This is a genomic window from Amycolatopsis sp. SID8362 (genome assembly GCF_010550475.1).
In the GTDB taxonomy this organism is placed as follows: Bacteria; Actinomycetota; Actinomycetes; order Mycobacteriales; family Pseudonocardiaceae; genus Amycolatopsis; species Amycolatopsis eburnea.
This window is the reverse complement of the sequence record NZ_JAAGNB010000140.1, coordinates 1-24244: the sequence shown is the minus strand read 5'-3', so window position 1 is coordinate 24244 and position 24244 is coordinate 1. Positions and strand designations below refer to the sequence as shown.

Below are 24244 nucleotides of genomic sequence, written 5' to 3'. Positions count from 1 at the left end.
ACGCGCCGCCACCCGCGCCCGTGGCCCGGCCTGCCGACGCGTGGAACCTGCCGGTGTCGAAGAAGACGCTGATCACCGTGGCCGCGATCCTCGCGGCGGTGCTGGTCGGCATCCTCGTTTCGGAGCTGTTCTTCGTCTAAGCCACCTTGGCGGTCGCCGCGCGCATGGCTTCGAGCAGCGTGCGGACGGCCGGGTGGCCCCACGCGCGCGACGCGACCGCGGCGTGGATCGCGCGGACCGGCTCCGGGTTCCGGATCCGGCGGACGACGACGCCGGGGTGCTGCGCGCCGAGGCCGAGCTCCGGGACCAGGCCGACGCCGATGCCGGCGGCGACGAACCCCTGCGCCGTCTGGTAGTCCTCGGACTCGACGACGATGTTCGGGGCGAACCCGGCGGACGCGCACGCGCTGTCCAGGATGTCGCGGCAGATGCCGGGCAGGCCGTCGACGCCGACCCACGGCTCGTCGGCGAACTCCGTCAGGTCCAGCACGCGTTTGCGGGCCAGCGGGTGCGCCTTCGGCAGCACGGCCCGGTACGGGTCGTCGAGCAGGTGCACCAGCTCTACCCCCTTGCCGGGCGGGGTCTTGCGCGGGAACACGGTGATCGCGACGTCGGCGTTGCCCGCTTCGACGTCCGTCATCGGGTCGTTGGGTTCGACGAGCTTGAGGTCGAGGTGCACGCCGGGGTGTTCGCGGCGGACCGCGGCGATCGCGGGCGGCACCAGCGACGCGCCCGCCGTGGCGAAGTAGCGGATCGAGACGCGGCCGGTGCGGCCCTCCTTGAGCTCGGCCAGCGCCGCCTCGGCCTTGGCGAGCTCGGTGCTCAGCGTCTCGGCGTGCTCGGACAGCAGCGCGCCCGCCGGGGTCGGCCGGACGCCGCGCCCGACGCGTTCGAGGAGTTCGGTGCCTGCTTCGCGTTCCAGCGCGGAAAGCTGCTGGCTGATCGCGGACGGCGTGTAGCCCAGGTTGCGGGCCGCGGCGGTGATCGACCCGCTGGTGATCACGGCGCGGAGGACCTGCATGCGGCGGACGTCGAGCATGGCCCGATCTTACAGCTGGGCTTAAGTGTTCCTGCAGTTATTTTCGCTTGTCCTTACGTCTGGCGCGGGCGAAGCTGACGCTGGATCGGCTGAGGAGGACTGGGGTGGGCGAGACGAAGACCCTGCTGAGGATCGGCGCGCTGGCGTTGATGTGGGGCTCGAGTTTCTTTTGGATCAAGCTGGGGCTGGGGATGTTCTCGCCGGTCCAGCTGGTGCTGGCGCGGCTCGTGCTGGGCGCGGCCATGCTGCTGGTGCTGTGCCGGCTGCAGCGGGCGCGGCTGCCGCGCGACCGCCGGATGTGGGGGCACCTGGCGGTCGCGGCGTTCTTCCACAACGCGTTGCCGTTCCTGCTGTTCGCCATCGGCGAGACGACGGTCGATTCGGGGATCACCGGCGTGCTGAACTCGACGACGCCGCTGTGGGTGCTGCTGGCGGCGCCGCTGATGGGGACGTCGTCGCGGATGACCGGCGCGCGGTTCGCGGGCCTGCTGATCGGGCTGGGCGGGATCCTGCTGATCTTCGCGCCGTGGCAGGCGTCGGGCCTGCTGAGCTGGGGCGCGCTCGCGTGCCTCGCGGCGGCGGCCAGCTACGGCTTCGCGTTCGTCTACGAGGGCAAGTACCTGTCGGACACGTCGTTGTCGCCGTACGCGACCGCGGCGGGCCAGATGCTGCTGGCCAGCGGGATGCTGGTGCTGGCGCTGCCGGTCGGCGGGCTCACGCCGGTGCACGTGTCCACCGGGCCGCTGCTCGCGATCCTGGTGCTGGGGCTCGGGTCGACGGGCATCGCGTTCGCCCTCAACTACCAGCTGCTGGCGAGCGAAGGCGCGGTCGCGGCTTCGGTGGTGGGCTACCTGCTGCCGGTGGTTTCGGTGCTGCTCGGGGCGCTGTTCCTGGGTGAACAGCTGCACCTTCGGGTGATCGCGGGCATGGTGGTGGTGCTCGGCGGCGTCGCGTTGACGCGGCTGCCGAAGCGGGCGCCGGCTCCCGAGCCGGTGATGGAACGGGTCTAGACGAGGCGGCGGTCGGAAGCCCAGCGCGAGAGCTCGTAGCGGTTCGAAAGCTGGGTCTTCCGCAGCACGCTCGACACGTGCGTCTCGACGGTCTTCACCGAGATGAACAGCTCCGACGCGATTTCCTTGTACGCGTAGCCGCGGGCCAGCAGGCGCAGGACGTCGCGCTCGCGGGGTGTCAGCAGGTCGAGCTCGGGGTCGTTGATCGGCGCCGAGCCGGGGCGGTCGGCGAACGCGTCCAGGACGAAGCCGGCCAGCCGCGGCGAGAACACCGCGTCGCCGTCCGAGACGCGGACCACCGCGCGGACCAGTTCCTTCGACGAGATCGTCTTCGTCACGTAGCCGCGGGCGCCGGCGCGGATGACCGCGATTACGTCCTCGGCGGCGTCCGAAACCGAAAGCGCCAGGAAGACGACGTCCGGCAGCTCCGGGCGGACGCGGCGCAGCACCTCGGCGCCGCCGCCGTCGGGCATGTGGACGTCGAGCAGCACGACCTGCGGCTTCGTCCGCGCGATCCCGGCGACGGCTTCGGCGACCGAACCGGCCTCGCCGACGACGCGGACCTCGTCGGTGATCGAGTCGAGCTCGGTGCGCACCCCCGCGCGGAACAGGGCGTGGTCGTCGACGAGGAACACCTTGACCGGTTCACGCTTGCTGTCCGTCACGTCGTCGAGCATAGCCGCCTCACGCCGCTCCCTTGCCCGCTTTCACCGGCATGGCGAGCTGCACCTCGGTGCCCTCGCCCGGCGCGGTCCGGACCTTGCAGGTGCCGCCGTGCCGGGTCATCCGGCCGCGGATCGAGTCGGCGAGGCCGTGGCGGTCGTCCGGGACGAGGTCGGGGTCGAAGCCCTTGCCGCGGTCGCGGACGAACACCGTCACCGACGTCGGCTCGACTTCGGCGTAGACGCTGACCTCGTCGACCCCGGCGTGCTTCGCGGCGTTGACGATGGCTTCGCGCGCGGCCTGGACGAGCGCGACCAGCGACTCGTCGAGTTCGGCGTCGCCGACGACGACCTGGCCGACCGAGATCGCGAAGGTGTCCTCGACCTCGCCGCACGCCGTCGCGAGCGCTTCAGACAGCTGACCGGTGGCTTCCTCTTCGCTCTCGGCCGGCTTGCCGTAGCCGTTGGGGCCGTAGAGCCAGCCGCGCAGCTCGCGTTCCTGGCTGCGGGCCAGGCGCGCGACCTCGCGGGGCTGTTCGCTCTGCTTCTGGATGAGCGCGAGGGTCTGGAGTACGGAGTCGTGCAGGTGGGCGGCGATCTCGGCGCGTTCGTCGGTGCGGATGCGGGCCTTGCGCTCGTCGGAGAGGTCGCGGACCAGCCGCAGCCAGAACGGCACGGTCAGCACGGCGACGCCGATCAGCGTGGCCAGTACCGCGATCAGCGCGAACTGGACCTGGTCGAGGGTGCCGCTGCGCAGCACGACGACGGTGATGCCGGTGATCACCAGCGCGACGCCGGCGACGATCCGGATGGCGGCCGACCAGCCGCCCCCACCGAGGAGAGCACCCGCGAAGCCGTCCTTCGCCCCGGCCCGCCAGCGGCGGCGCTGCGACTCGTCAGCCTCCCGCCAGACGACCGCGAGACCGAACATGGCGACGGCGAGCGGCACGGCGACCCAGCCGCTGATGAACCCGGTGAGCGTCCCGCTCGCGACGGCGAGGCCGACGCCCAGCGCGATCAGGCCGAACGCCTGCTGCCGTTCCTTCGGCGTCGGCGTGTCCGTGGCTTCCTGGGACTGCTGCTGCACGAACACCCAGAGCAGCCCGTAGGCGAGCAACCCGGCCCCGTTGAGCGCGGCGAGCAGCGCGAACGCCGTCCGCACCCAGAGGACCGGCACCCCGAGGTGATCGGCGAGCCCACCGGCGACCCCGGCGATCGCCCGCCCGGAGCGCCGCCGGAACATCTTGGGCTTCTCCGGGACGGCGACCGCCTGGTCGGTGGCTACGAGGTCGAGGGAGTCCTGCACGCCGTCCATGGTCACACGCAGGAGCCGGCGGTTCCATCGGGGAAACCCCTGATCCACTGGTCAGTGCCAGGGCGCCGGCCCGGTGCGGCCGGCCCAGGCGGCGAGACCGGGCCCGTCGAGCAGGCGGATGCCGTGGTGGGCGGCGTACTCCCGGGCCTGCTTCGTGAACGTCGAGGTGGTGACGACGGCGGCGACGCGGGCACCGTGCACGGAGTAGCAGGTACCGCCGAAGCGCTGGAGGTCCGGACCGGTGACCTTGGACGTGCCCCCGTACCGCTTGGCCTGCAGGACGATCTTGCGCCCGTCGGGCGCGTAGGCCGTGACGTCGGCGCCGAGGTCGCCGGCTCGCCCGGTGACCGTCGCCTGCGAGCAGCCGTCCCGCGAGCAGAGGAAGGCGAGGGCGCGCTCGAACTCGTCGGGGGCCATCGAGTGGTAGCGGGCGATCTCCTGCGACCGGGCGACCTCCAGCTCCCACGCCTGCCGCGCTTCACGGGCCCGCTTCCGCCGCCACAGCACGATCCCCCAGATCGTCAGGCCGATCACCGCGGTGCCCCCGACGAGCGACGCGACCGGATGTGCCGCGACCAGCTTCACGACCAGCCCCACCACGACGATCACGGCGACCCCGGCCACCGCACAGCCGTTGTCTCCGGCCGACTTCTTCCTCCGGGCCATCGCGGGTTCCTCCTCCGAAGCGGGCTCGGAACAAGGTCGCGCCGGGGAGCCGTCCGTTACGCGACCCTCTCCGGGAAACCTCAGGGACCATCCCGGATGTCCCGCCGCCGCCCGTGCCGCATGCTTTCGGTATGAGTGGTGCGAGCGAAAGCCGGTCGTCGAAGCCGGGGGTGCTGAACGGCTTCGAGGAGACCGCCAAGGACTTCTGGGCCAGCCGGCCCCGGCGGCCGCAGGCGGGGCGGAAGGTGGCCGGGGTGGCCGCCGGGATCGGGTACCGGTACGGGGTCGATCCCGTCGTCGTGCGGATCGCGTTGGTGGTCGCGACGATCTTCGGGGGCTTCGGCCTGACCTTCTACCTGCTGGCGTGGCTGTTCCTGCCCGGCGAAAACGACGAGGTGTCCGGGTTCGATGGCCTCATCGGGCGCGGCCGGTCCTCGGTGTCGCCCGCCTTCGCCGTCGTGCTGGCCGTGCTGACGGTCGTCAGCGCCGGCGGGATGTTCAGTTCCACCTGGTTCGACGGTGGCGGCCTGATCGGCTTCGCGCTCATCTCCACCGCTCTCTACCTGCTGCACCGCAGCCGCGGGCACCTGAACCGGCCGGCGCCGGTCATGGCGCGGACGCGGACCGAGGCCTTCACCGGGAACGGAGCCTTCACCATGACCGACACCGCCGAGGCGCAGTCGCCGGCGAAGGGGTGGGACCCCCTCGCCGCCGACCCGGCCGGCTGGGACCTGCCCGAGGCACCGCCCGAGCCGCCGCGGCCCACGCCGCCTCCGCCGTACCGGGCCCCTGAGCGGCGGCCGCACTCCAAGGTCGGCTCGGTGACCTTCGCGCTCGCGGTGCTGACCGCCGGCGCCGGGGTGCTGCTGAACCTCAACGGCGCGGACTGGTTCTCGGCGCAGCACATCATCGGGCTGGTGCTCGGCGTGACCGGGATCGGCCTCGTCGCCGGCGCGTTCGCCCGCGGCGGGCGCGGCCTGATCGGGCTCGCGGTGCCGCTGGCGATCGTCGGGATGATCCTGACCACGGCGCCGTTCGAGAACCTCGACTTCCGCGGCGGCGTCGGCGACATCAAGCAGACGCCCGCCACGATCGCCGACGTGCAGCCGCTCTACCAGCACGCGGCCGGGGACATCGACCTCGACCTGAGCAAGCTGCCGGTCGGCGACCCGTACTCGACGACGGTGTCCAACGGCGCGGGCGACACCAAGGTCATCGTGCCGGCGAACGCGGACGTCACGTACGAGTGCCACACCGGCGCGGGCTCGGCGGACTGCTTCGACCGCTCGACCGACGGCATCAGCCAGGCCGCGCTGAAGGGCACGGACAACGGCCCCGACGGCGTCGGCGGCCAGAAGATCACCCTGAAGGTGGACAACAGCGTGGGCAGCGTGGAGGTGCGACGTGGCTGAGCAGAACCCTTACGCCTACGACAACCCGGCGGACACCCAGCCCGCCAAGCGCGGCGGCTTCGACGTCTTCACGCTGATCGTCGGGATCGCGACCCTGCTGGTGTCGGCCTACGTCCTCTCGGACGGTGCCAGCTGGCTACCGTCGTTCGACTTCCGCTGGGTGATCGCCGGCGGCGCGGTGTTCGTGGGACTGCTGCTCCTCGGCGCGTCCTTCGGCGGCAAACGCCGGCGCTGAACCGAAAACTCTCGAGGCCCCGGATCCCACGCCGGGGCCTCGAGTCCTGTCTAGGAGTGGACTCATTCCCACTCGATGGTGCCCGGCGGCTTGGACGTCACGTCCAGGACCACCCGGTTGACCTCCGCCACCTCGTTGGTGATGCGCGTGGAGATCCGCTCCAGGACGTCGTACGGCAGGCGCGTCCAGTCCGCGGTCATCGCGTCCTCGGACGACACCGGCCGCAGCACCACCGGGTGCCCGTAGGTCCGGCCGTCACCCTGGACGCCGACGCTGCGGACGTCCGCCAGCAGCACCACCGGGCACTGCCAGATGCTGCGGTCCAGCCCGGCCGCCGTCAGCTCCTCGCGGGCGATCAGGTCCGCCGCGCGCAGGGTGTCGAGGCGTTCCTGGTCGACCGCGCCGATGATGCGGATGCCCAGGCCGGGGCCGGGGAACGGCTGGCGCTGCACGATCGTCTCGGGCAGGCCCAGCTCCAGGCCGACCCGGCGGACCTCGTCCTTGAACAGCAGCCGCAGCGGCTCGACCAGCTCGAACTCCAGGTCGTCCGGCAGGCCGCCGACGTTGTGGTGGCTCTTGATGTTGGCCGTGCCCTCGCCGCCGCCGGACTCGACGACGTCCGGGTACAGCGTGCCCTGGACCAGGAACTTGTAGTCGCCCTGGGCCTTCAGGTCGCGCTCGGCCTGCTCGAAGACGCGGATGAACTCGCGGCCGATGATCTTGCGCTTCTGCTCCGGGTCGGTGACGCCGGCGAGCGCGTCGAGGAAGCGCTCGCGCGCGTCCACCGTCACCAGGTTGACGCCCGTGGCGGCGACGAAGTCGCGCTCGACCTGGGTGCGCTCCCCCGCCCGCAGCAGGCCGTGGTCGACGAACACGCAGGTCAGCCGGTCGCCGATGGCACGCTGGACCAGCGCGGCTGCGACGGCTGAGTCGACGCCGCCGGACAGGCCGCAGATCGCGCGGCCGTCGCCGATCTGGTCGCTGATCCGCTGGACCTGCTCCTCGACGATCGACGACGTCGTCCACTGCGGCTTGATGCCCGCGATGTCGTGCAGGAACCGGCGCAGGACCTCCTGGCCGTGCGGCGAGTGCGCGACCTCCGGGTGGTACTGGACGCCCGCGAAGCGCCGCTCGACGTCTTCGAAGCCGGCGACCTCGGCGCCGTCGGAGGACGCGGTGACGACCGAGCCTTCCGGGGCCTTGGTGACGCTGTCGTTGTGGCTCATCCACGCGGGCTGGTGCGCGGGCAGGCCGGCGTGCAGGACGCCGCCGTCGCCGGTCACGCGGACTTCGGTGCGGCCGAACTCGCGGACGCCGGTCGGCTCGACGACGCCGCCGAGCGCGCTGGCGAGCAGCTGGTGGCCGTAGCAGATGCCGAAGATCGGGACGCCCGCTTCGGTGAGCTTCGGGTCCATGCCCGGGGCGCCTTCGGCGTACACGCTCGAGGGGCCGCCGGAGAGGATGATGGCCGCGGGGTTCTTCGCGAGGATCTCTTCGGTGGACGCGCTGTGCGGCACGACCTCCGAGTAGATCTGGGCCTCGCGGACGCGCCGGGCGATCAGCTGCGCGTACTGCGCCCCGAAGTCCACGACGAGAACCGGACCGGTCGGGTTGGGCACCTGAGGACCTCCTGGCGAGAAGCGGGAATCGCGTCCATTGTCCCAGGTGGGCTGGGTCACCCGGGATTCAGGGCCGCCCCTGTCCGCGATCCGGCCTACGGTCCGCGTATGGCTGTGAACTGGACCAAGGAACTGACCGACCAGCTCGACTTCCACTGGAACGTCCACACGCGCCCGAAGCTCGAAGGGCTCACCGACGACGAATACTTCTGGGAGCCCGTCGCGGGCTGCTGGACCGTGCGGCCGCGGAAGTCGGACGACGAGCCCGGCACGGGCCCGTTCACCATCGACTTCGCCTTCCCCGAGCCGGTTCCGCCGCCGGTCACGACGATCGCGTGGCGGCTCAACCACGTCCTGGTCGGCGTCCTGGGCATGCGGGTGGCGTCGCACTTCGGCGGCCCGGCGATGACCTACGACGACTACCCGTACCCGGGAACGGCCGCGGCGGCGCTGGAGCTGCTGGACGAGTACTACGCCCGGTGGGTTTCCGGCGTCCGGTCACTCGACGAGGAGGCGCTCGCGCGGCCGTGCGGACCCGCCGAAGGCCCGTACGCGGAGTACCCGATGGCGACGCTGGTGCTCCACATCCACCGCGAGATGATCCACCACTGCGCCGAGGTCCTCCTGCTGCGCGACCTGTACCGCAACCGGTGAGCTGTAACGGGGAGTCACCGTCGGCCCGATTGACCGGGTATCGAGGACGGCTTCTAGGGGGACCTGCGCATGCTCTACCGACTCCGCCCGAAAGGCGCCCTGACCTGGTGTGATCTGCCGGGTTACGTGGTCTGCCGCGCCGACGACCAGCCCCCGCCCGACTGGGAGCGGCTGTCGTGGGTGCCCGCCGAAACACGGGAGTTCAGCACCGACCTGCTGCGGATCGCCTTCCGGTACGGCGCCCGGTCGGGCAGCGGGATCATCCTCGACGCCCGGCACACCGAGGACCTGGGCCGCGCGGACGAGCTGCGGTGCGACGGGATCGCCGCCGCGCTGGCCCGCGCCGAGCGGTGCGACGGCGTCGACGGGGACCTGGAGTGGGAACGCACCGAGCGGGCGGCCCGCCAGGCCGAAGCGGACCTGGCGGAGCTGCTGGCGGTGCCACCACAGCCGCACCTGGTCGCGCACTGGTGCCGGCTCGGCGGCCGCTACCCCGACTGACCGACGTCGTGAGTGTTTAGTCGGGTTAGAACCCGACTAAACACTCACGACCAGCCGCGGCAGGAGCAGGAAGCCGAGGGCCAGGCCGAGCAGGCACGGGAGGCCGTGGTTGTCGTGCACCAGCGTGTCGACCACGGCCAGCACCGGCACCGCGAACGCCAGGACCCGGAACTGGACCGGCAGCACCACGCCGTAGCGGCGCGAAGCCACCATCACGACCGCCGCCAGGCCGCCGATCAGGCCCGTCACGCACATCGAGTTGCCCGCGCCGACCGGGTTGAGCCAGACGTAGCTCATGAACTGGCCGAACAGGCCGCAGCCGAAGTACAGGACCAGCCAGCGGGCGCGGCCGAACACGCGCTCGGCCAGCGTGCCGAACACCGCCAGCCAGAGCAGGTTCGAGGCCAGGCCGAACGCCCAGCCGTCCTGGAAGAACATGCCCGTCACCAGGCGGTACCACTCGCCGTCGTCGATGCGGGCGGCGTCGCGGACGACGTGGCCGTAGAGCCCGCGGTCCGCCAGCTGCGCGATCCCGCACGCCAGTGTCACCGCGAACACCGCCGCTGTCAGGTACGGGCGGCGGGTGGTTCCGGCGAGTGCCGCGAACGGGTTGCGGGATGCGGTGCGCGTGCTCATGGACGAAAATCTAGGCGGTTCACCGCCGTCGCACCCCCGACGTTTGTCACGTTCCGCCCAGGGAAGGCCCCCAGTATGCGAGCGACAGTCATCTACGGCGCCGGCGACGTCCGGGTCGAGACCGTGCCGGACCCGAAGCTGGTGGAGCCGACCGACGTCGTCCTGCGGGTGGTGCGGTCCTGCATCTGCGGCAGCGACCTCTGGCCGTACGCCGACATGCCGCCGCGCGAGCACGGGCGCCGGATCGGCCACGAGTTCCTCGGGATCGTCGAAGAGACCGGCGCCGACGTCACCACGCTCAAGAAGGGCGACCTCGCCGTCGCGCCGTTCGTCTGGTCCGACAACACCTGCGAGTTCTGCCGCGAAGGCCTCCAGACGTCCTGCCTGCACGGCGGCGGGTGGGGCGCGAAGGGCGTCGACGGCGGCCAGGGCGAGGCCGTGCGCGTGCCGCAGGCGGACGGCACCCTGGTCAAGCTGCCGCACACCGAGGACGACGACCTGCTCGCGTCCCTGCTGACGCTGTCGGACGTCTTCTCCACCGGCCACCACGCCGCCGTCAAGGCGCGGGTGAGCGAGGGCCAGAACGTCACCGTGATCGGCGACGGCGCGGTCGGGCTTTCCGCGGTCCTCGCGGCGAAGCGCCTGGGTGCCGGCCGGATCGTCCTGATGGGACGCCACCGCGCGCGCACCGACCTGGGCCGCGAGTTCGGCGCGACCGACGTCGTCGCCGAGCGCGGTGCCGAAGGCATCGAGAAGGTGCGCGAGCTGACGAACGGCCAGGGCACGCACGCCGTCCTCGAGTGCGTCGGCACGAAGGGCGCGTTCGAGATGGGCGTCGGCGTCGTGCGAGCCGGTGGCGCGGTCAGCCGCGTCGGCCTGCCGCAGTACGAAGACGCGCCCGCCGGCGTCGGCGTGTTCCGGCGCAACGTCACCATCACCGGCGGCGTCGCGCCGGCCCGGCACTACATCCCCGAGCTGCTGCCGGACGTCCTGGACGGCAAGTACCAGCCGGGACGCGTCTTCGACCGGGCCATCGACGTCGAGGGCGTGCCGGACGGCTACCGCGCGATGGCGGACCGCGAAGCGCTGAAGGTGCTCATCAAGCCGTGACCCGTCCGGGCGGGGATGTTCTTTCGAGGGTTCCCCCGCGGATTACGTTGGTGGGCATGGACATGATCACCCCCGAGCCGCGTCCCGCCTGGATCGCCGGCCGCCCCGAGGCGGGCGCCACCACCCTCGTCGTGCACCACCCGTACGACGGCAGCGAGGTCGCCACGGTCGCCGTGCCCGGGCCGGAGCAGGTCGAGCGCGCGGTCGCCGCCGCGGTGTCGGTCGCCCGCGAGTTCCGCGGCACCCCGGCCCACCTCCGCGCCGGCGCGCTCGAGCACGTGTCCCGGGTGCTCGCCGGGCGCGCCGAGGAGATCGCCGAAGTCATCACGGCCGAGAACGGCAAGCCGCTCAAGTGGGCCGAGGCCGAGGTCAAGCGCGCGGTGTCGGTGTTCCGCATCGCCGCCGAGGAGGCCCGCCGGTTCACCGGCGACGTCCAGCGCCTCGACACCGACCCCGCGGGCGAGGCGCGGCTGGCGCTGACCCGACGCGTCCCGCGCGGGCCGGTGCTGGGCATCGCGCCGTTCAACTTCCCGCTCAACCTCGTCGCGCACAAGGTCGCGCCGTCGCTGGCGATCGGCGCGCCGATCATCGTCAAGCCCGCGCCGCGGACGCCGTTGTCGGCGTTGATCCTCGGCGAGATCCTGGCCGAGACGGACCTGCCGGAAGGCGCGTTTTCGGTGCTGCCGCTGGGGAACGAGCAGACGCAGGAGCTCGTCGCCGACCCGCGGCTGCCGGTCGTGTCGTTCACCGGCTCGGGTCCGGTCGGCTGGTCGCTGAAGGACGCGGCGCCGCGCAAGCACGTCGTGCTCGAACTCGGCGGCAACGCGGCGGCCGTCGTGCTGCGCGACTGGCCGGACCCCGAAGGCGCCGCGCACCGCATCGCGACCTTCGGCAACTACCAGGCCGGGCAGTCCTGCATCGCGGTGCAGCGGGTGATCGTGGACGCCGCCGTGGCCGAGGAGTTCGTGCCCGCGCTGCTGGAAGCCGTCGAGTCGCAGCGCACCGGCGACCCGTACGACCGCAACACCGACGTCGGCCCGGTCGTCGACGAAGCCGCCGCCGAACGGATCGTCGCGTGGGTCGACGAAGCCGTCGCGGCGGGCGCGAAGCTGCTCACCGGCGGCACCCGCGACGGCGCCACCGTCGCCCCGACCCTGCTCACCGACGTCCCGCCGGACACCAAGGCCTGGCGGGAGGAGATCTTCGGGCCGGTGCTCGCGGTGTCCGTTGTGGACGGTGTGGACGACGCCTTCCGGTCGGTCAACGACTCCGCGTACGGCCTGCAGGCCGGCGTCTTCACCACCGACGTCCAGCTGGCGTTCCACGCGTCGGCCGAACTCGAGGTCGGCGGCGTGATCGTCGGCGACGTCCCGTCCTACCGCGCCGACCAGATGCCCTACGGCGGGGTGAAGGGTTCCGGCGTCGGCCGCGAAGGCGTGCTCGCCGCGATGCACGACCTGACCGAAGAGCGCGTGACGGTCTTCACCGGCATCGACCTTTAAGCGACGACGCTCTGCCCGAACCGGAAGACGTTGTCGGGGTCGTACTTCCTGGCGACGTCCTGCAGCCGCTTCGCGTTGTCGCCGTAGTAGGCGGCCTTCCAGTCGGGCAGGGCGGGGTCGATGTAGTTGACGTACCCGCCGCCGGCGCCGGCCGCGGCGAGCCCGGCGGCGATCTCCCCCACCGACTGCTCGACCTTCGTCTGGGTCTTCGCCGTCGCGGGCGCGTAGATCTGGACGCTGGCCAGCGCGTCGCGGTGCCAGAACGCCGTCGCGTCCTTCGCCGGCTCGCCGACCTTGCCGCCGAGCCCGTCGATGAGCAGATCGGTGCCGGCGCGGCCGTCGGCGAGCGCGACGACCTTCGCGGCGTCCACCGGGCTCGTGATGATCCGCGACGACGCCACGAACGACTGCCGGTTCGAGCTGCCGGAGAAGTAGTTCATCGCGCCGAGGTAGTCGAGGCTCTTCACGGTGCGCTGGGTCGGCCGCGCGCCGGCGTTGGTGGTCAGGTTGTTGAGCAGCGTGTTCAGCCCGGACGCGCCGCCGACGTAGCAGCCGCCCACGCGGCACTGCACCGGCGAGCCGCCCGAAACGACGCAGTTCGCCCAGAGCTCCGGCGGCATCGCGGCGATCCACTGCTGCCACGCGTCCAGCACGTCGGCCGCGGACCCGGCCGGGAAGTGCAGCGAGAAGACCGTCACGTCCGGCGCCGGGTCGGTGTCGAAGGTGAACTCGGTGACGATGCCGAAGTTGCCGCCGCCCCCGCCGCGCAGCGCCCAGAACAGGTCCGGCTCGGAGTCCGCGGACGCCGTGAGCACCCGGCCGTCGGCCGTGACGACCTTCGCGGAACTGAGGTGGTCGCAGGTCAGGCCGTACTTGCGGGAGAGCACGCCGATGCCGCCGCCCAGGGTCAGCCCGGCGATCCCGACCGTCGGGCAGGACCCGGCGGGCAGCGCGCGCCCGGCCTGCCCCAGCGCGGCGTAGACGTCCTTGAGCTTCGCGCCCGCGCCGACGACGGCCTGGCCACCCTGGACGTCGATCTTGTTCAGCCCGGCGACGTCGACGATCATCCCGCCCTCGGGCACCGAGTAGCCGGCGTAGCTGTGCCCGCCGCTGCGCGCGGCGAGGCTCGCGCGCCCGGCCACGGCCCGCACGCTGACCTGGACGTCCTTTTCCGTCGACGCCGTGACGACGGCGACCGGGTTCCGGCTATCGAAGAGCGGGTTGAACGCGCGCTTGGCGGCGTCGTAGCCGTCGGTGCCCGGGCGCAGCAGGTTCCCGGTCAGCTGGCTGCGCAGGTCGTCCCAGTTCGGCGGTCCGGTCGGCAGCCGCGAGGTCGGCGGCCCGGACGTCGTCGTGGGCGGCGGCGCGCTCGACGCGACCGGCGACGGCGTGCCACCCGGCCCGCACGCGGCGGCGACGGCACCGGCCGCCGACACCCCGGCCACCCGGAGGAACGTCCTTCTGTCCACATGGTGGTGGACGCGCGGCCGTCCGGCGGGTTGCGCCTGGTCGTGCTCACTGTCCACAGCGGACTCCTCGGGGCCGGGCCGCCCAGTCTAGGGTCGGCGGCCCACTCGGTACACGCGCGGCGGTGGCGCGGCGTTCAGGACCAGGCCGGGATCCGCGGCACGGCGCCGTCCAGGTCCGCCCCGTCGGAGCGCCCGCTGAGCCAGGCCAGCAACTGCCCGGCCGTACCGGACACGGTGGCGCCCGGGGCGGCGCCCATCGTCCACTCAAAACCACCGGCGACCAGCCGCACCGCGGGCAGGTGCGCCTCGCGGGAGCTGATGGCGTGCTGCACGACGTCCTCGGCGAGCGGACCGAGCAGCCCGAGCACGCGATCGAGGTCGTAGCCCCGGTCGAGGTCGGCGAGGTGGATGGTCAGCTCGGACAGCCGCATCCGCGCGACAACGGCCCCGGTGACCGGCGCCCCCTGCCGGTTGCGGGCCTCGCGCGCCCAGGCGTCGTCCGCCATGCCCGCGGCGTACTGCTCGAACCGCCCGGCGGACGCGACGAAGTCGGCCAGAATGTCGGCGGCGGCGTGCCGCGCACTGGCCTCGATGTCGGCTTCGCGCGCTTCGGCACTGGGGTACATCGGCGTCTCGACGCCGGTGTCCGCCCAGGTCAGGAGGTTCTTGAGGCCGTCGGCGTTGCGAGCGAGGTGGGCGAGCACGTGCGCCCGCGACCAGCCGGGCAACGCGCTGGGCGCGCGGAGTTCGGGTTCGCCGAGGCCACCGATGACCCTGGCCCATTCGTCGTCGAGCTTGCGAACCCCGTCGAGGAGCGCGTGTGCCTTCTCGGATGCCGTCGTCACGGCGTCGAGTCTAGGACCGCCGCAAGGCCGCCGGGGCGTCCGCGGGGACGGCCGGGTTCTTCGGCGCCACCGGCTCCAGCCGGACGTAACCCGCCTCCTGGGACGGTCGCTGGTCCACCTCGCCCTTGTTCGGCCAGAGCGAAAACGCCCGCTCGGCCTGCGCCGTGATCGTCAGGGACGGGTTCACGCCGAGGTTGGCCGTGATCGCCGCGCCGTCGACCACCGACAGGCCCGGGTAGCCGAACACGCGGTGGTACGGGTCGATGACGCCCTCCGCCGGGGTGGCGCCGATCGGGACGCCGCCGATGAAGTGGGCCGTCAGCGGGATGTCGAAGATCTCGCCCCAGGTGCCGCCCGCGATGCCGCCGATGTGGTCGGCCGTGCGCTCGTTGGCTTCGTGGCCGGCCGGGATGAAGCTCGGGTTCGGCTCGCCGTGGCCCTGCTTCGACGTGTACTTGCGGCGGCCGAACAGCCCGCGCCGCGTGTACGTCGTGATCGAGTTGTCGAGGCTCTGCATCACCAGCAGGATCACCGTGCGCTCGGACCAGCGGTAGCCGTTGAGCAGCTTCGCCGTCTGGATCGGGTGCTTGACCATGAAGCTGACAGCCTGCCGCCAGCGCGGCACCGGCGAAGCGCCGTCGGTCGCGATCGTCTGCAGCATGCTCATCGCGTTGCTGCCCTTGCCGTAGCGGACCGGCTCGATGTGGGTGTTCTCGTCCGGGTGGATCGACGACGTGATCGCGACCCCGCGGCTGAAGTTCCGGCTCTCGTCGACGTCGGTGCGGGCCGCGCCGATGATGGCCTCGGAGTTCGTCCGGGTCAGCTCACCGAGGCGGCGCGACAGCCGAGGCAGCGTGCCGGTGTCCTTCATCTTGTGCAGCAGGTTCTGCGTGCCCCAGGTCCCCGCGGCGAAGACGACCTTCTCGGCCGTGATCGTCGTCCGGAAGCGCTTCGACGTCGTGCCGGTCTTCTTCAGGTCGACCTCGTACCCGCCGTCGACCGGGCGCACGGACGTCACCGTCGTGAGCGGGATGACCTTCGCGCCGTCCTGCTCGGCGAGGTAGAGGTAGTTCTTGACCAGGGTGTTCTTCGCGCCGACGCGGCAGCCGGTCATGCACGAGCCGCACTCGGTGCAGCCGACGCGCTCGGGCCCGGCCCCGCCGAAGTACGGATCCGAAGCGCGCTCGCCGGGCTTGCCGAAGTACACCCCGACCGGCGTCGGGTGGAACGAATCGGCGACGCCCATGTCCTTCGCGACCGCGCGCATCACGACGTCCGACGGCGTGATCGTCGGGTTCGTGACGACGCCCAGCATCCGGCTCGCCTGGTCGTAGTGCGGCGCGAGCTCGGCCTCCCAGTCGGTGATGTGGGCCCACTGCCGGTCGCGGTAGAACGGCTTGAGCGGCCGGTACAGCGTGTTCGCGTAGACGAGCGACCCGCCGCCGACGCCGGCGCCCGCGAGCACCATGACGTCGTTGAGCATGTGGATGCGCTGGATGCCGTAGCAGCCGACCTGCGGCGCCCAGAGGTAGCGCTTGAGGTCCCACGACGTCTTCGCGAACTCGTCGTCGGCGAACCTCCGCCCGGCCTCGACGACGGCTACCCGGTAGCCCTTCTCGGTGAGCCGCAGCGCCGCGACGCTGCCGCCGAACCCCGACCCCACCACGACGACGTCGTAGTCGGGGCCACCCGCACTGGTGGTGGTGTTACTGGCAGTCACACCCAGGAGCGTAACCCGGGGTCCAGGTTCTGACCAGAGGTAAGTTACTGGCCGGTCACCCTTCTGGACGCTTACAGAAGCGCTTTTGGTGGGTACTTATCAAAGTGCTCGATGTCCACGTCGGCGACACACCGCCGGTCGGGACACGATCCCAGGAGGCACCACGATGAGCCCACGAAAGCTCACCGGTTGGCGCAAGTCGAGCCACAGCCACTTCGAGGAGAACGCCTGCGTCGAGGTCGGCTCCGGTCCCGGCGTCGTCGGCCTGCGGGACACCAAGCAGGCGGCACTGGCCGCCCGCCCGGTGCTCGTCTTCTCGAGGACCGCTTTCACCGCGTTCCTCGACCACCTCACCGACGGACGGTGAGGCCCACCCGCTGGAATTCCTTCAGGTCCGAGTAGCCCGTCTTCGCCATCGCGCGGCGGAGGGCGCCGAACAGGTTGACCACGCCCTCCGCGTCGGACGACGGGCCGAACAGCAGGGTCTTGAGGTCGACCGCGTAGTCCGGGCCCGCCGCCACGCGCGAGCGCGGGAGGGACGGGTGCGCGGCCGCCGCGGTCCAGTACAGGCCCTGGCCGGGGGCGTCCTGCGCGGCGGCCAGCGGGGAGCCGAGCATGACGGCGTCCGCGCCGCACGCGATGGCCTTCGCGATGTCACCCGAGGTCGTCATGCCGCCGTCGGCCAGGACGTGGACGTAGCGGCCGCCGGTCTCGTCGAGGTAGTCGCGGCGGGCGGCCGCGGCGTCGATGATGGCCGTCGCCATCGGGACGCCGATGCCGAGGACGCGGTCGGTGCTCGTCACGCCCGGCGTGTAGCCGTGGCCGACGATGACGCCGGCCGCGCCGGTGCGCATCAGGTGCATCGCCGTGCGGTAGTCGCTGACGCCGCCGGCGATCACCGGGACGTCGAGGCGGCCGATGAACTCCTTGAGGTTCAGCGGCTCGGCGTCGCGCTGCACGTGCTCGGCGGAGATGATCGTGCCCTGCACGACCAGGATCTCGACGCCGGCCGCGATCAGGTCCGGGGTCAGCTCGGCCGCGTGCTGCGGGCTGACGCGCGCGGCCACCGTGACGCCGGATTCGCGGACCGTCTTGATGGCCTCGCTCAGCAGGTCGAGCCGGATCGGCGCGGCGTGCAGCTCCTGCAGCACGCGGCCGACCGCGGTCGGGTCCTCGAGGTCCTCGGCCGCGCGGACCAGCTGGAAAATGGCGTCCTCGACGTTCGCGTGGCGCGCCCACAGACCCTCGGCGTTGAGCACGCCGAGCCCGCCCAGCTCGCCGACGGCGATCGCGGTGCCGGGCGAGACGATCGCGTCGGTCGGGTGCGTCACGAGCGGCAGGTCGAAGCGGTAGGCGTCGATCTGCCAGGAGGTGGACACCACCGAAGACGACCGGGTCCGCCGTGACGGCACGATCTCGACGTCGTCGAGGTCATACGCCCGCCGCGCGGTGCGGCCCATCCCGATCTCGACCAGGTCCCGCACGTGAAGCCTCCTCCGACGACGACAATCTGCCGTGCCCCATTGTCGCTAGTCCGCGTGGGTGACCCGCGCACGGGGGTGGCACTACACCCGGACGAAGACCGCGATCGGCGCCAGCACCGCCCCGAGCGCCAGTGCCAGCCAGGTCGCCACCGGCGGGTAGACGTTGAGCCGGACCGCGCCGAAGTACACCGCGCCCAGCGCGAGCAGCGCCGCGGCGATCAGCAGGACCGGCCGCACGACGCCCGGGCGCAGGTCGACCACGCCGCCGCCCGCGCGGAGGTAGGCGATGCCGCCGTCCGCCGTGGAGACGTCGAGCACCACCGCCTGACCGGCCGGCAGGTCGAGGCCGGGGTCGACGGCGGTGACGCGGTACGCCCGACCGCCCGCGACGATCGAGAGCGTGTGGCTGAGCCCGCCCTCCCCGCCGACCGGGAGCGCGCCCCGCTCGTGGGAGACGACGAACCCCTCGACGCGGTGCGTCGGCGCGTCACGCCCGGCCAGGACCTGGCACATCAGGCAGACGATGCCGCCGAGGAACAACGACACCAGCGCGACGGCCGTGAAGAACACCGTGCGCAGCACCCGCGTCAAGCGGCCGACCGTCATGCCCCTCAGTGCACACCACGACCGCCACGCAAGGCGATAGGCCGATTACCGTAAGCACGCTAGGTCACGACAACTCAGAATGAGACCCGCTCCACGGAGTCCGATCGCAGTACGGATTCCTGCTCGAACTGCTTCCGGTAGCCGGCGCGGATCTCCTCGATCTCCCGTTCGGCCGCACCGTCGGCGAACGGGTACAGCAGCACGATCACGTGGGTGTGCTCCCGCACGATCGCGCCGGACCCGCCCCGCCACTGGCCGCTGCCGTCGAGGCGGGTGAAGCCGTCCGGGAACGCCGGGGTGATCTCCCGGTCGGAGAACGCGGCGAACTCCTTGTCGGTCACCTCGGTGCCGTCCGGCTTGCCGGTGCCGAAGAACAGCTCCGTGCGCTTCCAGATCTCCCCCGGCGACCGCACCTGGGCGGGCGCGGGCGGGGTGTCGGCGGCGGACGCCGTGATACCGCCGCCGAGGCCGACCAGCGTCGCCGCCGCGGCCGTGACCCAAATCCGTCGTGGCATCGCCATGCGGCCGAGTTTCCCGGCCGCGACGGCCGGTGGGGAATGCCCGGAAGGGCGGACTAGCGGGTCGTGTAGTTCGGCGCCTCGACCGTCATCGTGATGTCGTGCGGGTGGCTCTCCTTGAGCCCGGCCGCGGTGATCCGCACCAGCTGCGCCTCCTGCAGCTGCGCGATCGTCTGCGCGCCGGCGTAGCCCATGCCCGCGCGCAGGCCGCCGATCAGCTGGTGCACGACGTTCGACAGCGGCCCGCGGAACGGGATGCGGCCTTCGATGCCCTCCGGGACCAGCTTGTCCTCGTTGAGCACGTCGTCCTGGGCGTAGCGGTCCTTCGAGTACGACTTGGCCTGGCCGCGGGACTGCATCGCGCCCAGCGAGCCCATGCCGCGGTAGACCTTGAACTGCTTGCCGTTGACCAGGATCAGGTCACCGGGCGACTCGGCGGTGCCGGCGAGCAGGCTGCCCAGCATCACCGTGGACGCGCCGGCCGCGATGGCCTTCGCGATGTCGCCCGAGTACTGGATGCCGCCGTCGCCGATGACCGGGATGCCCGCGGGGCGCGCGGCCTGGTCGGCTTCGTAGATGGCCGAGATCTGCGGCACGCCGACGCCCGCCACGATCCGGGTGGTGCAGATGGAGCCCGGGCCGACGCCGACCTTGATGCCGTCCGCGCCCGCGTCGACCAGCGCCTGCGCGCCCGCCCGCGTCGCGACGTTGCCGCCGACGATGTCGACCGAGTCGCCCAGCTCCTTCTTCAGCAGCGAGACCGTCTCGACGACCGAGCGGGAGTGGCCGTGCGCGGTGTCGACCATCAGCACGTCGACCCCGGCGTCGGCCAGCGCCATCGCGCGCTGGTGCCCGTCCGGGCCGACGCCGACCGCGGCGCCGACGATGAGGCGGCCGTCCGGGTCCTTCGTCGCCTTCGGGTACTGCTCGGTCTTCACGAAGTCCTTGACCGTGATCAGGCCGCGCAGCTTGCCCGCGCCGTCGACGATCGGCAGCTTCTCGATCTTGTGGCGGCGCAGCAGCCCGAGCGCCGCGTCCGCCGAGACGCCGACCTGCGCCGTGACCAGCGGCGGCTTCGTCATCACCTCGGACACCGGGCGGCTGTGGTCGACCTCGAACCGCATGTCGCGGTTGGTGATGATGCCCACGAGCGTCCCGGCCGCGTCGGTGACCGGCACTCCGGAGATGCGGAACTTCGCGCACAGGGCGTCGACCTCGGCCAGCGTCGCGTCCGGCGAACAGGTGACCGGGTCGGTGACCATGCCCGCCTCGGAGCGCTTGACGACCTCGACCGCGGCGGCCTGCTCGTCGATCGGCAGGTTGCGCTGCAGCACGCCGATGCCGCCCTGGCGGGCCATCGCGATCGCCATGCGCGCCTCGGTGACGGTGTCCATCGCGGCGGACACCAGGGGGACGCCGAGGGTGATGTTCCGGGTCAGCCGGGTGCTGGTGTCGACGCCGCTGGGGACGATGTCCGATTCGGCCGGCAGCAGCAGCACGTCGTCGAAGGTCAGGCCGAGCATGGCGAACTTGGCCGGAACGGGGGCGGTGATGCCGTCGCTGGTCATAGCGGGTGAAGGGCCTTCCTGGCGCGGGATGAGCGGGGTCGCTGTGGCGACTCGGAGCCTTCTCCTCATGATATCCGGGCGCCGCGCCCGCCCCGGGCGGTGGGCGAGCCGTCGCGACCGCCGGGTACCGTGCTGGCCGTGGCGCACGATGTCCTGCCCCCAGACCCGTTCGCGGACGACCCGGACGACCCGGCCCGCGCCTTCGGTGACGACGAGGACCGGCTGGACGAGCCGATCAGCGACTCCGAACGCACCGAACTGCTGGCCGACCTCTCGGATCTCGCCGTCTACCAGGCACTCCTCGAGCCCCGCGGGGTCCGCGGGATCGTCGTGGACTGCGGTGAATGCGACGAACCGCACTACCACGACTGGCACCTGCTGCGGGCCAGCCTGGAGCAGCTGCTGGCCGACGGGCGGATGCGCCCGCACGAGCCGGCCTACGACCCGAACCCCGGCGACTACGTCAGCTGGGACTACTGCCGCGGCTTCGCCGACGGCGTGACGGCCAACGAAAGCGCCTACTGAGCGCCTCCCACCCACGAAAAAAGCCCTGGTGAGTTTGCTCACCAGGGCTTTTTCGCAGCCGTTATTCGCCGCTGACGCTCTGCTGCCCGCCCACGGTCTCGCTGCGCGGGGTGCCCGGTTCGTTCCCCGTCGCGCCCGTGGTGGTCGGCGGCGGGGTGGGCGTCGGGGTCGGGGTCTCGGTGGTCGGCGGCGGGGGCGTCGGGGTCGGCGTCCCGCTGCCGGGCAGGCTGGTGGTGCCGCTGCCGCTGCCCGGGATGGACGTCGCCGAGCCGGCCGGCGGCACCTGCGTCGACGACGCGCCGGGCGGCGCCGGCGGCACCGACGTCTGGATCGGGCCCTGGACCGGGGCCTCGGGCTTGGAGAGCTGCGCGGCGAGCTGCCGGTGCTGTTCCATCAGCTGGTCGCGGTTGTCTTCGTCGCTGACCTGCGACAGCGCGGCCTGGGCGGCGTCGAGGGCTTCGCGCGCAGCGTCGAGGTTGCCGCCCGCGATGGCCAGGTTCGCCTTCTCGAGGTCGAGCTTCGCGTTCGCGGCGGCCTCGACCGAGCGGGTGTGGTCGGAGTACAGGACCTTCGCGAGGCCCCAGAGGGTGTCACCCGGTTCCGCGGAGCGCGCGGCCAGCCCGGTCCCGGTGAACGCGATCGCCAGCACGGCGGCGGCGACGGCGATGGGGACGAGCAGCCTGCGGCGGCGTCCGCTCGAGGCGTGCCGCTTCGCGAGAGCGGCGGTACTGACGGTGCGCACGGCGGTGTCGACGTCGACGAGCTCGGCCAGCGGCTCGCTGTCGATGTCTCTTCGCCACGCCACCAGCAACGCGTTGAGCTCCTGGTCGCCGAGGCCGTCGGCCAGCGCCGGGTCGGACCCCCCGAGCGCGTCGAGCAGCGCGTCATCGGCTTGCACGGCGGACAGGTCGGCGGCGAATTCCGCCTCCGACGCCGTCAGGCCACTGCCGAAGACGTCATCCGGCTCGATACCTCTCTCGTGACCGGTCACTCAGATCACCTCCTCCGCGGCCAGGACCTTTCTCAGCCGCGCGAGGGCACGGTGCTGGGCGACGCGGACGGCACCCGGGGTGGAGCCGACCGCGTCCGCGGTCTCCTCCGCCGACAGGCCGACCACCACGCGAAGCACCACGATCTCCCGCTGCTTGTCCGGCAGCACCTGCAACAACTGGGACATCCGCTCGTTCAGCTCACCTTGCAGCGCGCGCTGCTCGGGGCCGACCCCGACTTCGATCTCGTCGGGGATTTCGGCGACCGGCTCGGCTCGGTTGCGCGCCGCCGCGCGATGCGCGTCGGCCACCTTGTGCTGGGCGATCCCGTAGACGAAGGCCAGGAACGGGCGGCCTTGATCGCGGTACGAGGGCAATGCCGTGAGCACCGCGAGACACACCTCCTGCGCAACGTCGTCCGCCGAAGCGAAGGATCGCTCCTGCCTGCCAACCCGGGCGCGGCAATACCGCACTACCAGTGGACGGATAGCAGCCAGCAGCCGCTCCACTGCCTGGGGATCTCCCTCGACAGCAGCGGCGACCGGCTCATCCAGTCCATCCCCCACATTGGCCATCGCAGACAACAGTCCCAGTGTTACGTGTAGGTGTGCAAAGAACCCGGCCCGTGGTCGCCTCCACCTCGAACCGGTGACCGCTACCGTACCTTCGGCCCGCTCCGGGCCGACGCGCGCGGGGTTCCCCGGCGTGCCGTGCGTGCCGGAGCCGCGAAAATACGGATTTTCCTGCCAACCTGCGGCCTTGGTCGACGATTCAACGAGCGAACGGGGCCTCAGGTACGAGATCCGTCGGAGGGACGGGTGCCGCGGCGGCGATCGGCCGCGGGGGCTGCCTCATCGGGCGCCGGAGTGTGATGGGGACCACACAGGTACGGGCCAGGGCGGTGCGCCCTGGCCCGTCGTCACCTGTATTCCGGCCGTGTCAGGATCGGGGAGAACTGCCGCGGGGACGGGTCAGCTGACCAGGCCGCGACGGAAGCCGTGGGCCACGGCCTGCGCGCGGTCGCGCACGCCGAGCTTCCGGAACAGCCGCCGGGCGTGGGTCTTCACCGTGTCCTCGGACAGGTAGAGCTCGCGGCCGATCTGGCCGTTGCTCTTGCCCTGGCTCATCCCGCGGAGCACCTGGAGCTCGCGCTCGGTCAGCTGGACGCCCGGGTCGGACGGCTGACGGGGCGCGGGCACCGAAGTGCTCGCGAGGGTGTGCGCGAGGGCGGCGACCAGCTCCGGCCGGGACGCGTCCCAGCGGAGGTAGCCGCGCGCGCCGCCGGCGATCGCGGCGGCGATGCTGCCCGCGTCGTCCGGGGCGCCGAAGACGATGACGTTCGCCTGGGGGTTGGCCGAGACGAGCCGCCGGGTGGCTTCGACACCCGTCGGGACCGCGCGCTGCGTCCCGACAAGCACGACGTCGACGGGCTGACGGGAGTACCGGGCCAGCAGCTCGTCACCGTGCGCTACGCAGTCGATGCGACTGACCCCAGGGACCGCGGACATCACTCGGGTGAGCCCTTCACGGACACTGCGTCGGTCATCGCAGATCAAGACCGTCGTCACGGGGTTTCCTTCCTGCAGCCGGGTGACATTCCACTTCCCCTATCGGACGCTTTAGCCCGAACCTTGACACGATCCGGTGGCTTTTTTTGAAGTTTCTTAGCCCGGATGCCGGAACACCCCATTCCGACGGCTCAACCACCCGGGTCGGGCACCCATGGTGATTCCCCCGCGATCCTCCTCCCGCAAGGATCTGCGCTTCGTAACACTGCGTGCAACACCTGGGCGACTCTGAATCGATACTCCTCGGCGTGTCCTGGGCGCAGGTCGGCCGCGACGAGGGCGGCGGGCCACGAAAGTGAAAGCAGTTCGCATTCCTCCGCGGTCGCCAACGCATTTCCGACAAGACCGTCCGAAATCTCCCGGTGATCGGGACGCCCGGCCGCCCGCACGGCGACAGCCAGCACAATCCCGGATTTCACCGCGTGCCGCCGCGCACCCCGCGCGACCGCCGTTTCGAATGCGCGCTCGGCATGTGGGACAGCGGCAGCGCCCTGACCTGCGGCGAGCTCGATCTCGGCACCGACCCAGCCCCCGCGGACGCAGGCCCGCCACCCGGCGTGCTCCGCGACGGCCCGCGCGGCGAGCCGCCGG

26 protein-coding genes are annotated in these 24244 nt (G+C 71.9%); 10 read left to right on the top strand and 16 right to left on the bottom strand.

Going from position 1 to position 24244, the window contains the following annotated elements:
• Nucleotides 1-136 precede the first annotated feature (136 nt).
• Nucleotides 137-1039 (bottom strand): LysR family transcriptional regulator, encoded by a 903-nt coding sequence (locus G3I65_RS05460; protein WP_160695127.1) that lies wholly within the window; start codon nucleotides 1037-1039, stop codon nucleotides 137-139.
• A 104-nt stretch (nucleotides 1040-1143) separates the two neighbouring features.
• Here G3I65_RS05460 and G3I65_RS05455 point away from each other — a divergent pair, with 104 nt between their 5' ends.
• Nucleotides 1144-2049 (top strand): DMT family transporter, encoded by a 906-nt coding sequence (locus tag G3I65_RS05455; RefSeq protein ID WP_160695126.1) that lies wholly within the window; start codon nucleotides 1144-1146, stop codon nucleotides 2047-2049.
• Here the strand turns inward: G3I65_RS05455 and G3I65_RS05450 are convergent.
• Genes G3I65_RS05450 through G3I65_RS05440 form a run of 3 tightly spaced genes read right to left on the bottom strand, consistent with a single transcriptional unit; the run spans nucleotide 2046 to nucleotide 4692 of the window.
• Nucleotides 2046-2726 carry a response regulator transcription factor gene (locus G3I65_RS05450; RefSeq protein ID WP_125307407.1) on the bottom strand — a complete coding sequence of 227 codons (681 nt, stop codon included), beginning with the start codon at nucleotides 2724-2726 and terminating at the stop codon, nucleotides 2046-2048. The two genes, G3I65_RS05455 and G3I65_RS05450, sit on opposite strands and share 4 nt — an antisense overlap.
• Nucleotides 2727-2733: 7 nt before the next feature.
• Nucleotides 2734-4026 (bottom strand): ATP-binding protein, encoded by a 1293-nt coding sequence (locus G3I65_RS05445; RefSeq protein ID WP_166639706.1) that lies wholly within the window; start codon nucleotides 4024-4026, stop codon nucleotides 2734-2736.
• A gap of 51 nt (nucleotides 4027-4077) precedes the next feature.
• Nucleotides 4078-4692: a restriction endonuclease gene (locus tag G3I65_RS05440; protein WP_160695124.1), complete on the bottom strand. Its 615-nt coding sequence runs from the start codon at nucleotides 4690-4692 to the stop codon at nucleotides 4078-4080.
• Nucleotides 4693-4823: 131 nt separating this feature from the next.
• On the opposite strand from G3I65_RS05440, the gene G3I65_RS05435 reads away from it, so the two are divergent.
• Together G3I65_RS05435 and G3I65_RS05430 are read left to right on the top strand one after the other, a co-directional pair.
• Nucleotides 4824-6104, top strand: a complete 1281-nt coding sequence (locus G3I65_RS05435) for a PspC domain-containing protein (RefSeq protein ID WP_160695123.1) — start codon at nucleotides 4824-4826, stop codon at nucleotides 6102-6104.
• On the top strand, nucleotides 6097-6339 hold the full coding sequence (locus G3I65_RS05430; RefSeq protein WP_160695122.1) for a hypothetical protein: 243 nt from the start codon (nucleotides 6097-6099) through the stop codon (nucleotides 6337-6339). Before G3I65_RS05435 ends, G3I65_RS05430 begins: the two co-directional genes overlap by 8 nt.
• 62 nt (nucleotides 6340-6401) lie before the next feature.
• Here G3I65_RS05430 and guaA read toward each other — a convergent pair whose 3' ends face one another.
• Entirely contained in the window at nucleotides 6402-7958 is a 1557-nt protein-coding gene (guaA, locus tag G3I65_RS05425) for a glutamine-hydrolyzing GMP synthase (protein WP_160695121.1), read from the bottom strand.
• A 108-nt stretch (nucleotides 7959-8066) separates the two neighbouring features.
• Between guaA and G3I65_RS05420 the strand changes: the two genes are divergently transcribed.
• Complete coding sequence (locus G3I65_RS05420) at nucleotides 8067-8612, top strand: DinB family protein (protein WP_160695120.1); 546 nt, start codon at nucleotides 8067-8069, stop codon at nucleotides 8610-8612.
• 69 nt (nucleotides 8613-8681) lie between these two features.
• Entirely contained in the window at nucleotides 8682-9113 is a 432-nt protein-coding gene (locus G3I65_RS05415; RefSeq protein WP_160695119.1) for a hypothetical protein, read from the top strand.
• A 36-nt stretch (nucleotides 9114-9149) separates the two neighbouring features.
• Here the strand turns inward: G3I65_RS05415 and G3I65_RS05410 are convergent, their stop codons facing one another.
• A complete protein-coding gene (locus tag G3I65_RS05410) occupies nucleotides 9150-9749 on the bottom strand; it encodes a rhomboid family intramembrane serine protease (protein WP_160695118.1) in 600 nt (199 codons plus the stop codon).
• Between the two features lie 75 nt (nucleotides 9750-9824).
• Here G3I65_RS05410 and G3I65_RS05405 point away from each other — a divergent pair, with 75 nt between their 5' ends.
• Both G3I65_RS05405 and G3I65_RS05400 read left to right on the top strand, forming a co-directional pair.
• Entirely contained in the window at nucleotides 9825-10859 is a 1035-nt protein-coding gene (locus G3I65_RS05405) for a zinc-dependent alcohol dehydrogenase family protein (RefSeq protein WP_160695117.1), read from the top strand.
• Nucleotides 10860-10915: 56 nt separating this feature from the next.
• Complete coding sequence (locus G3I65_RS05400) at nucleotides 10916-12361, top strand: aldehyde dehydrogenase family protein (RefSeq protein WP_160695116.1); 1446 nt, start codon at nucleotides 10916-10918, stop codon at nucleotides 12359-12361.
• On the opposite strand, the gene G3I65_RS05395 is transcribed toward G3I65_RS05400, so the two are convergent.
• The 3 genes from G3I65_RS05395 to G3I65_RS05385 form a co-directional block, all read right to left on the bottom strand.
• A complete protein-coding gene (locus tag G3I65_RS05395; protein WP_309235276.1) occupies nucleotides 12358-13887 on the bottom strand; it encodes an FAD-binding oxidoreductase in 1530 nt (509 codons plus the stop codon). The two genes, G3I65_RS05400 and G3I65_RS05395, sit on opposite strands and share 4 nt — an antisense overlap.
• A 77-nt stretch (nucleotides 13888-13964) precedes the next feature.
• Nucleotides 13965-14675, bottom strand: coding sequence for a maleylpyruvate isomerase family mycothiol-dependent enzyme (locus G3I65_RS05390; protein WP_160695115.1), 711 nt, complete (start codon nucleotides 14673-14675; stop codon nucleotides 13965-13967).
• A 10-nt stretch (nucleotides 14676-14685) separates the two neighbouring features.
• A complete protein-coding gene (locus tag G3I65_RS05385; RefSeq protein WP_160695114.1) occupies nucleotides 14686-16395 on the bottom strand; it encodes a GMC family oxidoreductase in 1710 nt (569 codons plus the stop codon).
• A gap of 166 nt (nucleotides 16396-16561) precedes the next feature.
• On the opposite strand from G3I65_RS05385, the gene G3I65_RS05380 reads away from it, so the two are divergent.
• Nucleotides 16562-16762 carry a DUF397 domain-containing protein gene (locus tag G3I65_RS05380; protein WP_160695113.1) on the top strand — a complete coding sequence of 67 codons (201 nt, stop codon included), beginning with the start codon at nucleotides 16562-16564 and terminating at the stop codon, nucleotides 16760-16762.
• Here the strand turns inward: G3I65_RS05380 and G3I65_RS05375 are convergent.
• The 4 genes from G3I65_RS05375 to guaB all read right to left on the bottom strand — a co-directional run bounded on the left by G3I65_RS05375 (nucleotide 16746) and on the right by guaB (nucleotide 20571).
• Entirely contained in the window at nucleotides 16746-17879 is a 1134-nt protein-coding gene (locus G3I65_RS05375) for a GuaB3 family IMP dehydrogenase-related protein (protein ID WP_160695112.1), read from the bottom strand. The genes G3I65_RS05380 and G3I65_RS05375 overlap by 17 nt on opposite strands.
• 81 nt (nucleotides 17880-17960) lie before the next feature.
• The gene (locus G3I65_RS05370) at nucleotides 17961-18485 is read right to left on the bottom strand and encodes a hypothetical protein (protein ID WP_160695111.1); all 525 of its coding nucleotides are present in this window, start codon (nucleotides 18483-18485) and stop codon (nucleotides 17961-17963) included.
• Between the two features lie 74 nt (nucleotides 18486-18559).
• Nucleotides 18560-19006, bottom strand: a complete 447-nt coding sequence (locus G3I65_RS05365) for a DUF3574 domain-containing protein (protein WP_239070547.1) — start codon at nucleotides 19004-19006, stop codon at nucleotides 18560-18562.
• 53 nt (nucleotides 19007-19059) lie between these two features.
• Nucleotides 19060-20571 (bottom strand): IMP dehydrogenase, encoded by a 1512-nt coding sequence (guaB, locus tag G3I65_RS05360; RefSeq protein WP_160695110.1) that lies wholly within the window; start codon nucleotides 20569-20571, stop codon nucleotides 19060-19062.
• Between the two features lie 129 nt (nucleotides 20572-20700).
• Here guaB and G3I65_RS05355 point away from each other — a divergent pair, with 129 nt between their 5' ends.
• On the top strand, nucleotides 20701-21096 hold the full coding sequence (locus tag G3I65_RS05355) for a DUF5319 domain-containing protein (protein WP_163046648.1): 396 nt from the start codon (nucleotides 20701-20703) through the stop codon (nucleotides 21094-21096).
• 61 nt (nucleotides 21097-21157) lie between these two features.
• Here the strand turns inward: G3I65_RS05355 and G3I65_RS05350 are convergent, their stop codons facing one another.
• From G3I65_RS05350 to G3I65_RS05340, 3 genes are all read right to left on the bottom strand, one after another.
• Entirely contained in the window at nucleotides 21158-22087 is a 930-nt protein-coding gene (locus tag G3I65_RS05350; protein WP_160695108.1) for an anti-sigma-D factor RsdA, read from the bottom strand.
• Nucleotides 22088-22660, bottom strand: a complete 573-nt coding sequence (locus tag G3I65_RS05345) for a sigma-70 family RNA polymerase sigma factor (RefSeq protein ID WP_160695107.1) — start codon at nucleotides 22658-22660, stop codon at nucleotides 22088-22090.
• 396 nt (nucleotides 22661-23056) lie between these two features.
• On the bottom strand, nucleotides 23057-23653 hold the full coding sequence (locus tag G3I65_RS05340; RefSeq protein WP_003073605.1) for a response regulator transcription factor: 597 nt from the start codon (nucleotides 23651-23653) through the stop codon (nucleotides 23057-23059).
• Nucleotides 23654-24015: 362 nt separating this feature from the next.
• On the opposite strand from G3I65_RS05340, the gene G3I65_RS56360 reads away from it, so the two are divergent.
• On the top strand, nucleotides 24016-24244 hold a 229-nt coding region (locus G3I65_RS56360; RefSeq protein ID WP_203612286.1), incomplete at its 3' end, for a hypothetical protein.

What these genes read in the sequence shown, in the direction of transcription:
- G3I65_RS05460 (WP_160695127.1), bottom strand. Translation starts at nt 1,039, where the DNA reads ATGCTCGACGTCCGCCGCATGCAGGTCCTCCGCGCCGTGATCACCAGC.
- G3I65_RS05450 (WP_125307407.1), bottom strand. Translation starts at nt 2,726, where the DNA reads ATGCTCGACGACGTGACGGACAGCAAGCGTGAACCGGTCAAGGTGTTC.
- G3I65_RS05445 (WP_166639706.1), bottom strand. Translation starts at nt 4,026, where the DNA reads ATGGACGGCGTGCAGGACTCCCTCGACCTCGTAGCCACCGACCAGGCG.
- G3I65_RS05440 (WP_160695124.1), bottom strand. Translation starts at nt 4,692, where the DNA reads ATGGCCCGGAGGAAGAAGTCGGCCGGAGACAACGGCTGTGCGGTGGCC.
- G3I65_RS05435 (WP_160695123.1), top strand. Translation starts at nt 4,824, where the DNA reads ATGAGTGGTGCGAGCGAAAGCCGGTCGTCGAAGCCGGGGGTGCTGAAC.
- G3I65_RS05420 (WP_160695120.1), top strand. Translation starts at nt 8,067, where the DNA reads ATGGCTGTGAACTGGACCAAGGAACTGACCGACCAGCTCGACTTCCAC.
- G3I65_RS05415 (WP_160695119.1), top strand. Translation starts at nt 8,682, where the DNA reads ATGCTCTACCGACTCCGCCCGAAAGGCGCCCTGACCTGGTGTGATCTG.
- G3I65_RS05410 (WP_160695118.1), bottom strand. Translation starts at nt 9,749, where the DNA reads ATGAGCACGCGCACCGCATCCCGCAACCCGTTCGCGGCACTCGCCGGA.
- G3I65_RS05405 (WP_160695117.1), top strand. Translation starts at nt 9,825, where the DNA reads ATGCGAGCGACAGTCATCTACGGCGCCGGCGACGTCCGGGTCGAGACC.
- G3I65_RS05400 (WP_160695116.1), top strand. Translation starts at nt 10,916, where the DNA reads ATGGACATGATCACCCCCGAGCCGCGTCCCGCCTGGATCGCCGGCCGC.
- G3I65_RS05380 (WP_160695113.1), top strand. Translation starts at nt 16,562, where the DNA reads ATGAGCCCACGAAAGCTCACCGGTTGGCGCAAGTCGAGCCACAGCCAC.
- G3I65_RS05370 (WP_160695111.1), bottom strand. Translation starts at nt 18,485, where the DNA reads ATGACGGTCGGCCGCTTGACGCGGGTGCTGCGCACGGTGTTCTTCACG.
- G3I65_RS05365 (WP_239070547.1), bottom strand. Translation starts at nt 19,006, where the DNA reads ATGGCGATGCCACGACGGATTTGGGTCACGGCCGCGGCGGCGACGCTG.
- guaB (WP_160695110.1), bottom strand. Translation starts at nt 20,571, where the DNA reads ATGACCAGCGACGGCATCACCGCCCCCGTTCCGGCCAAGTTCGCCATG.
- G3I65_RS05345 (WP_160695107.1), bottom strand. Translation starts at nt 22,660, where the DNA reads ATGGCCAATGTGGGGGATGGACTGGATGAGCCGGTCGCCGCTGCTGTC.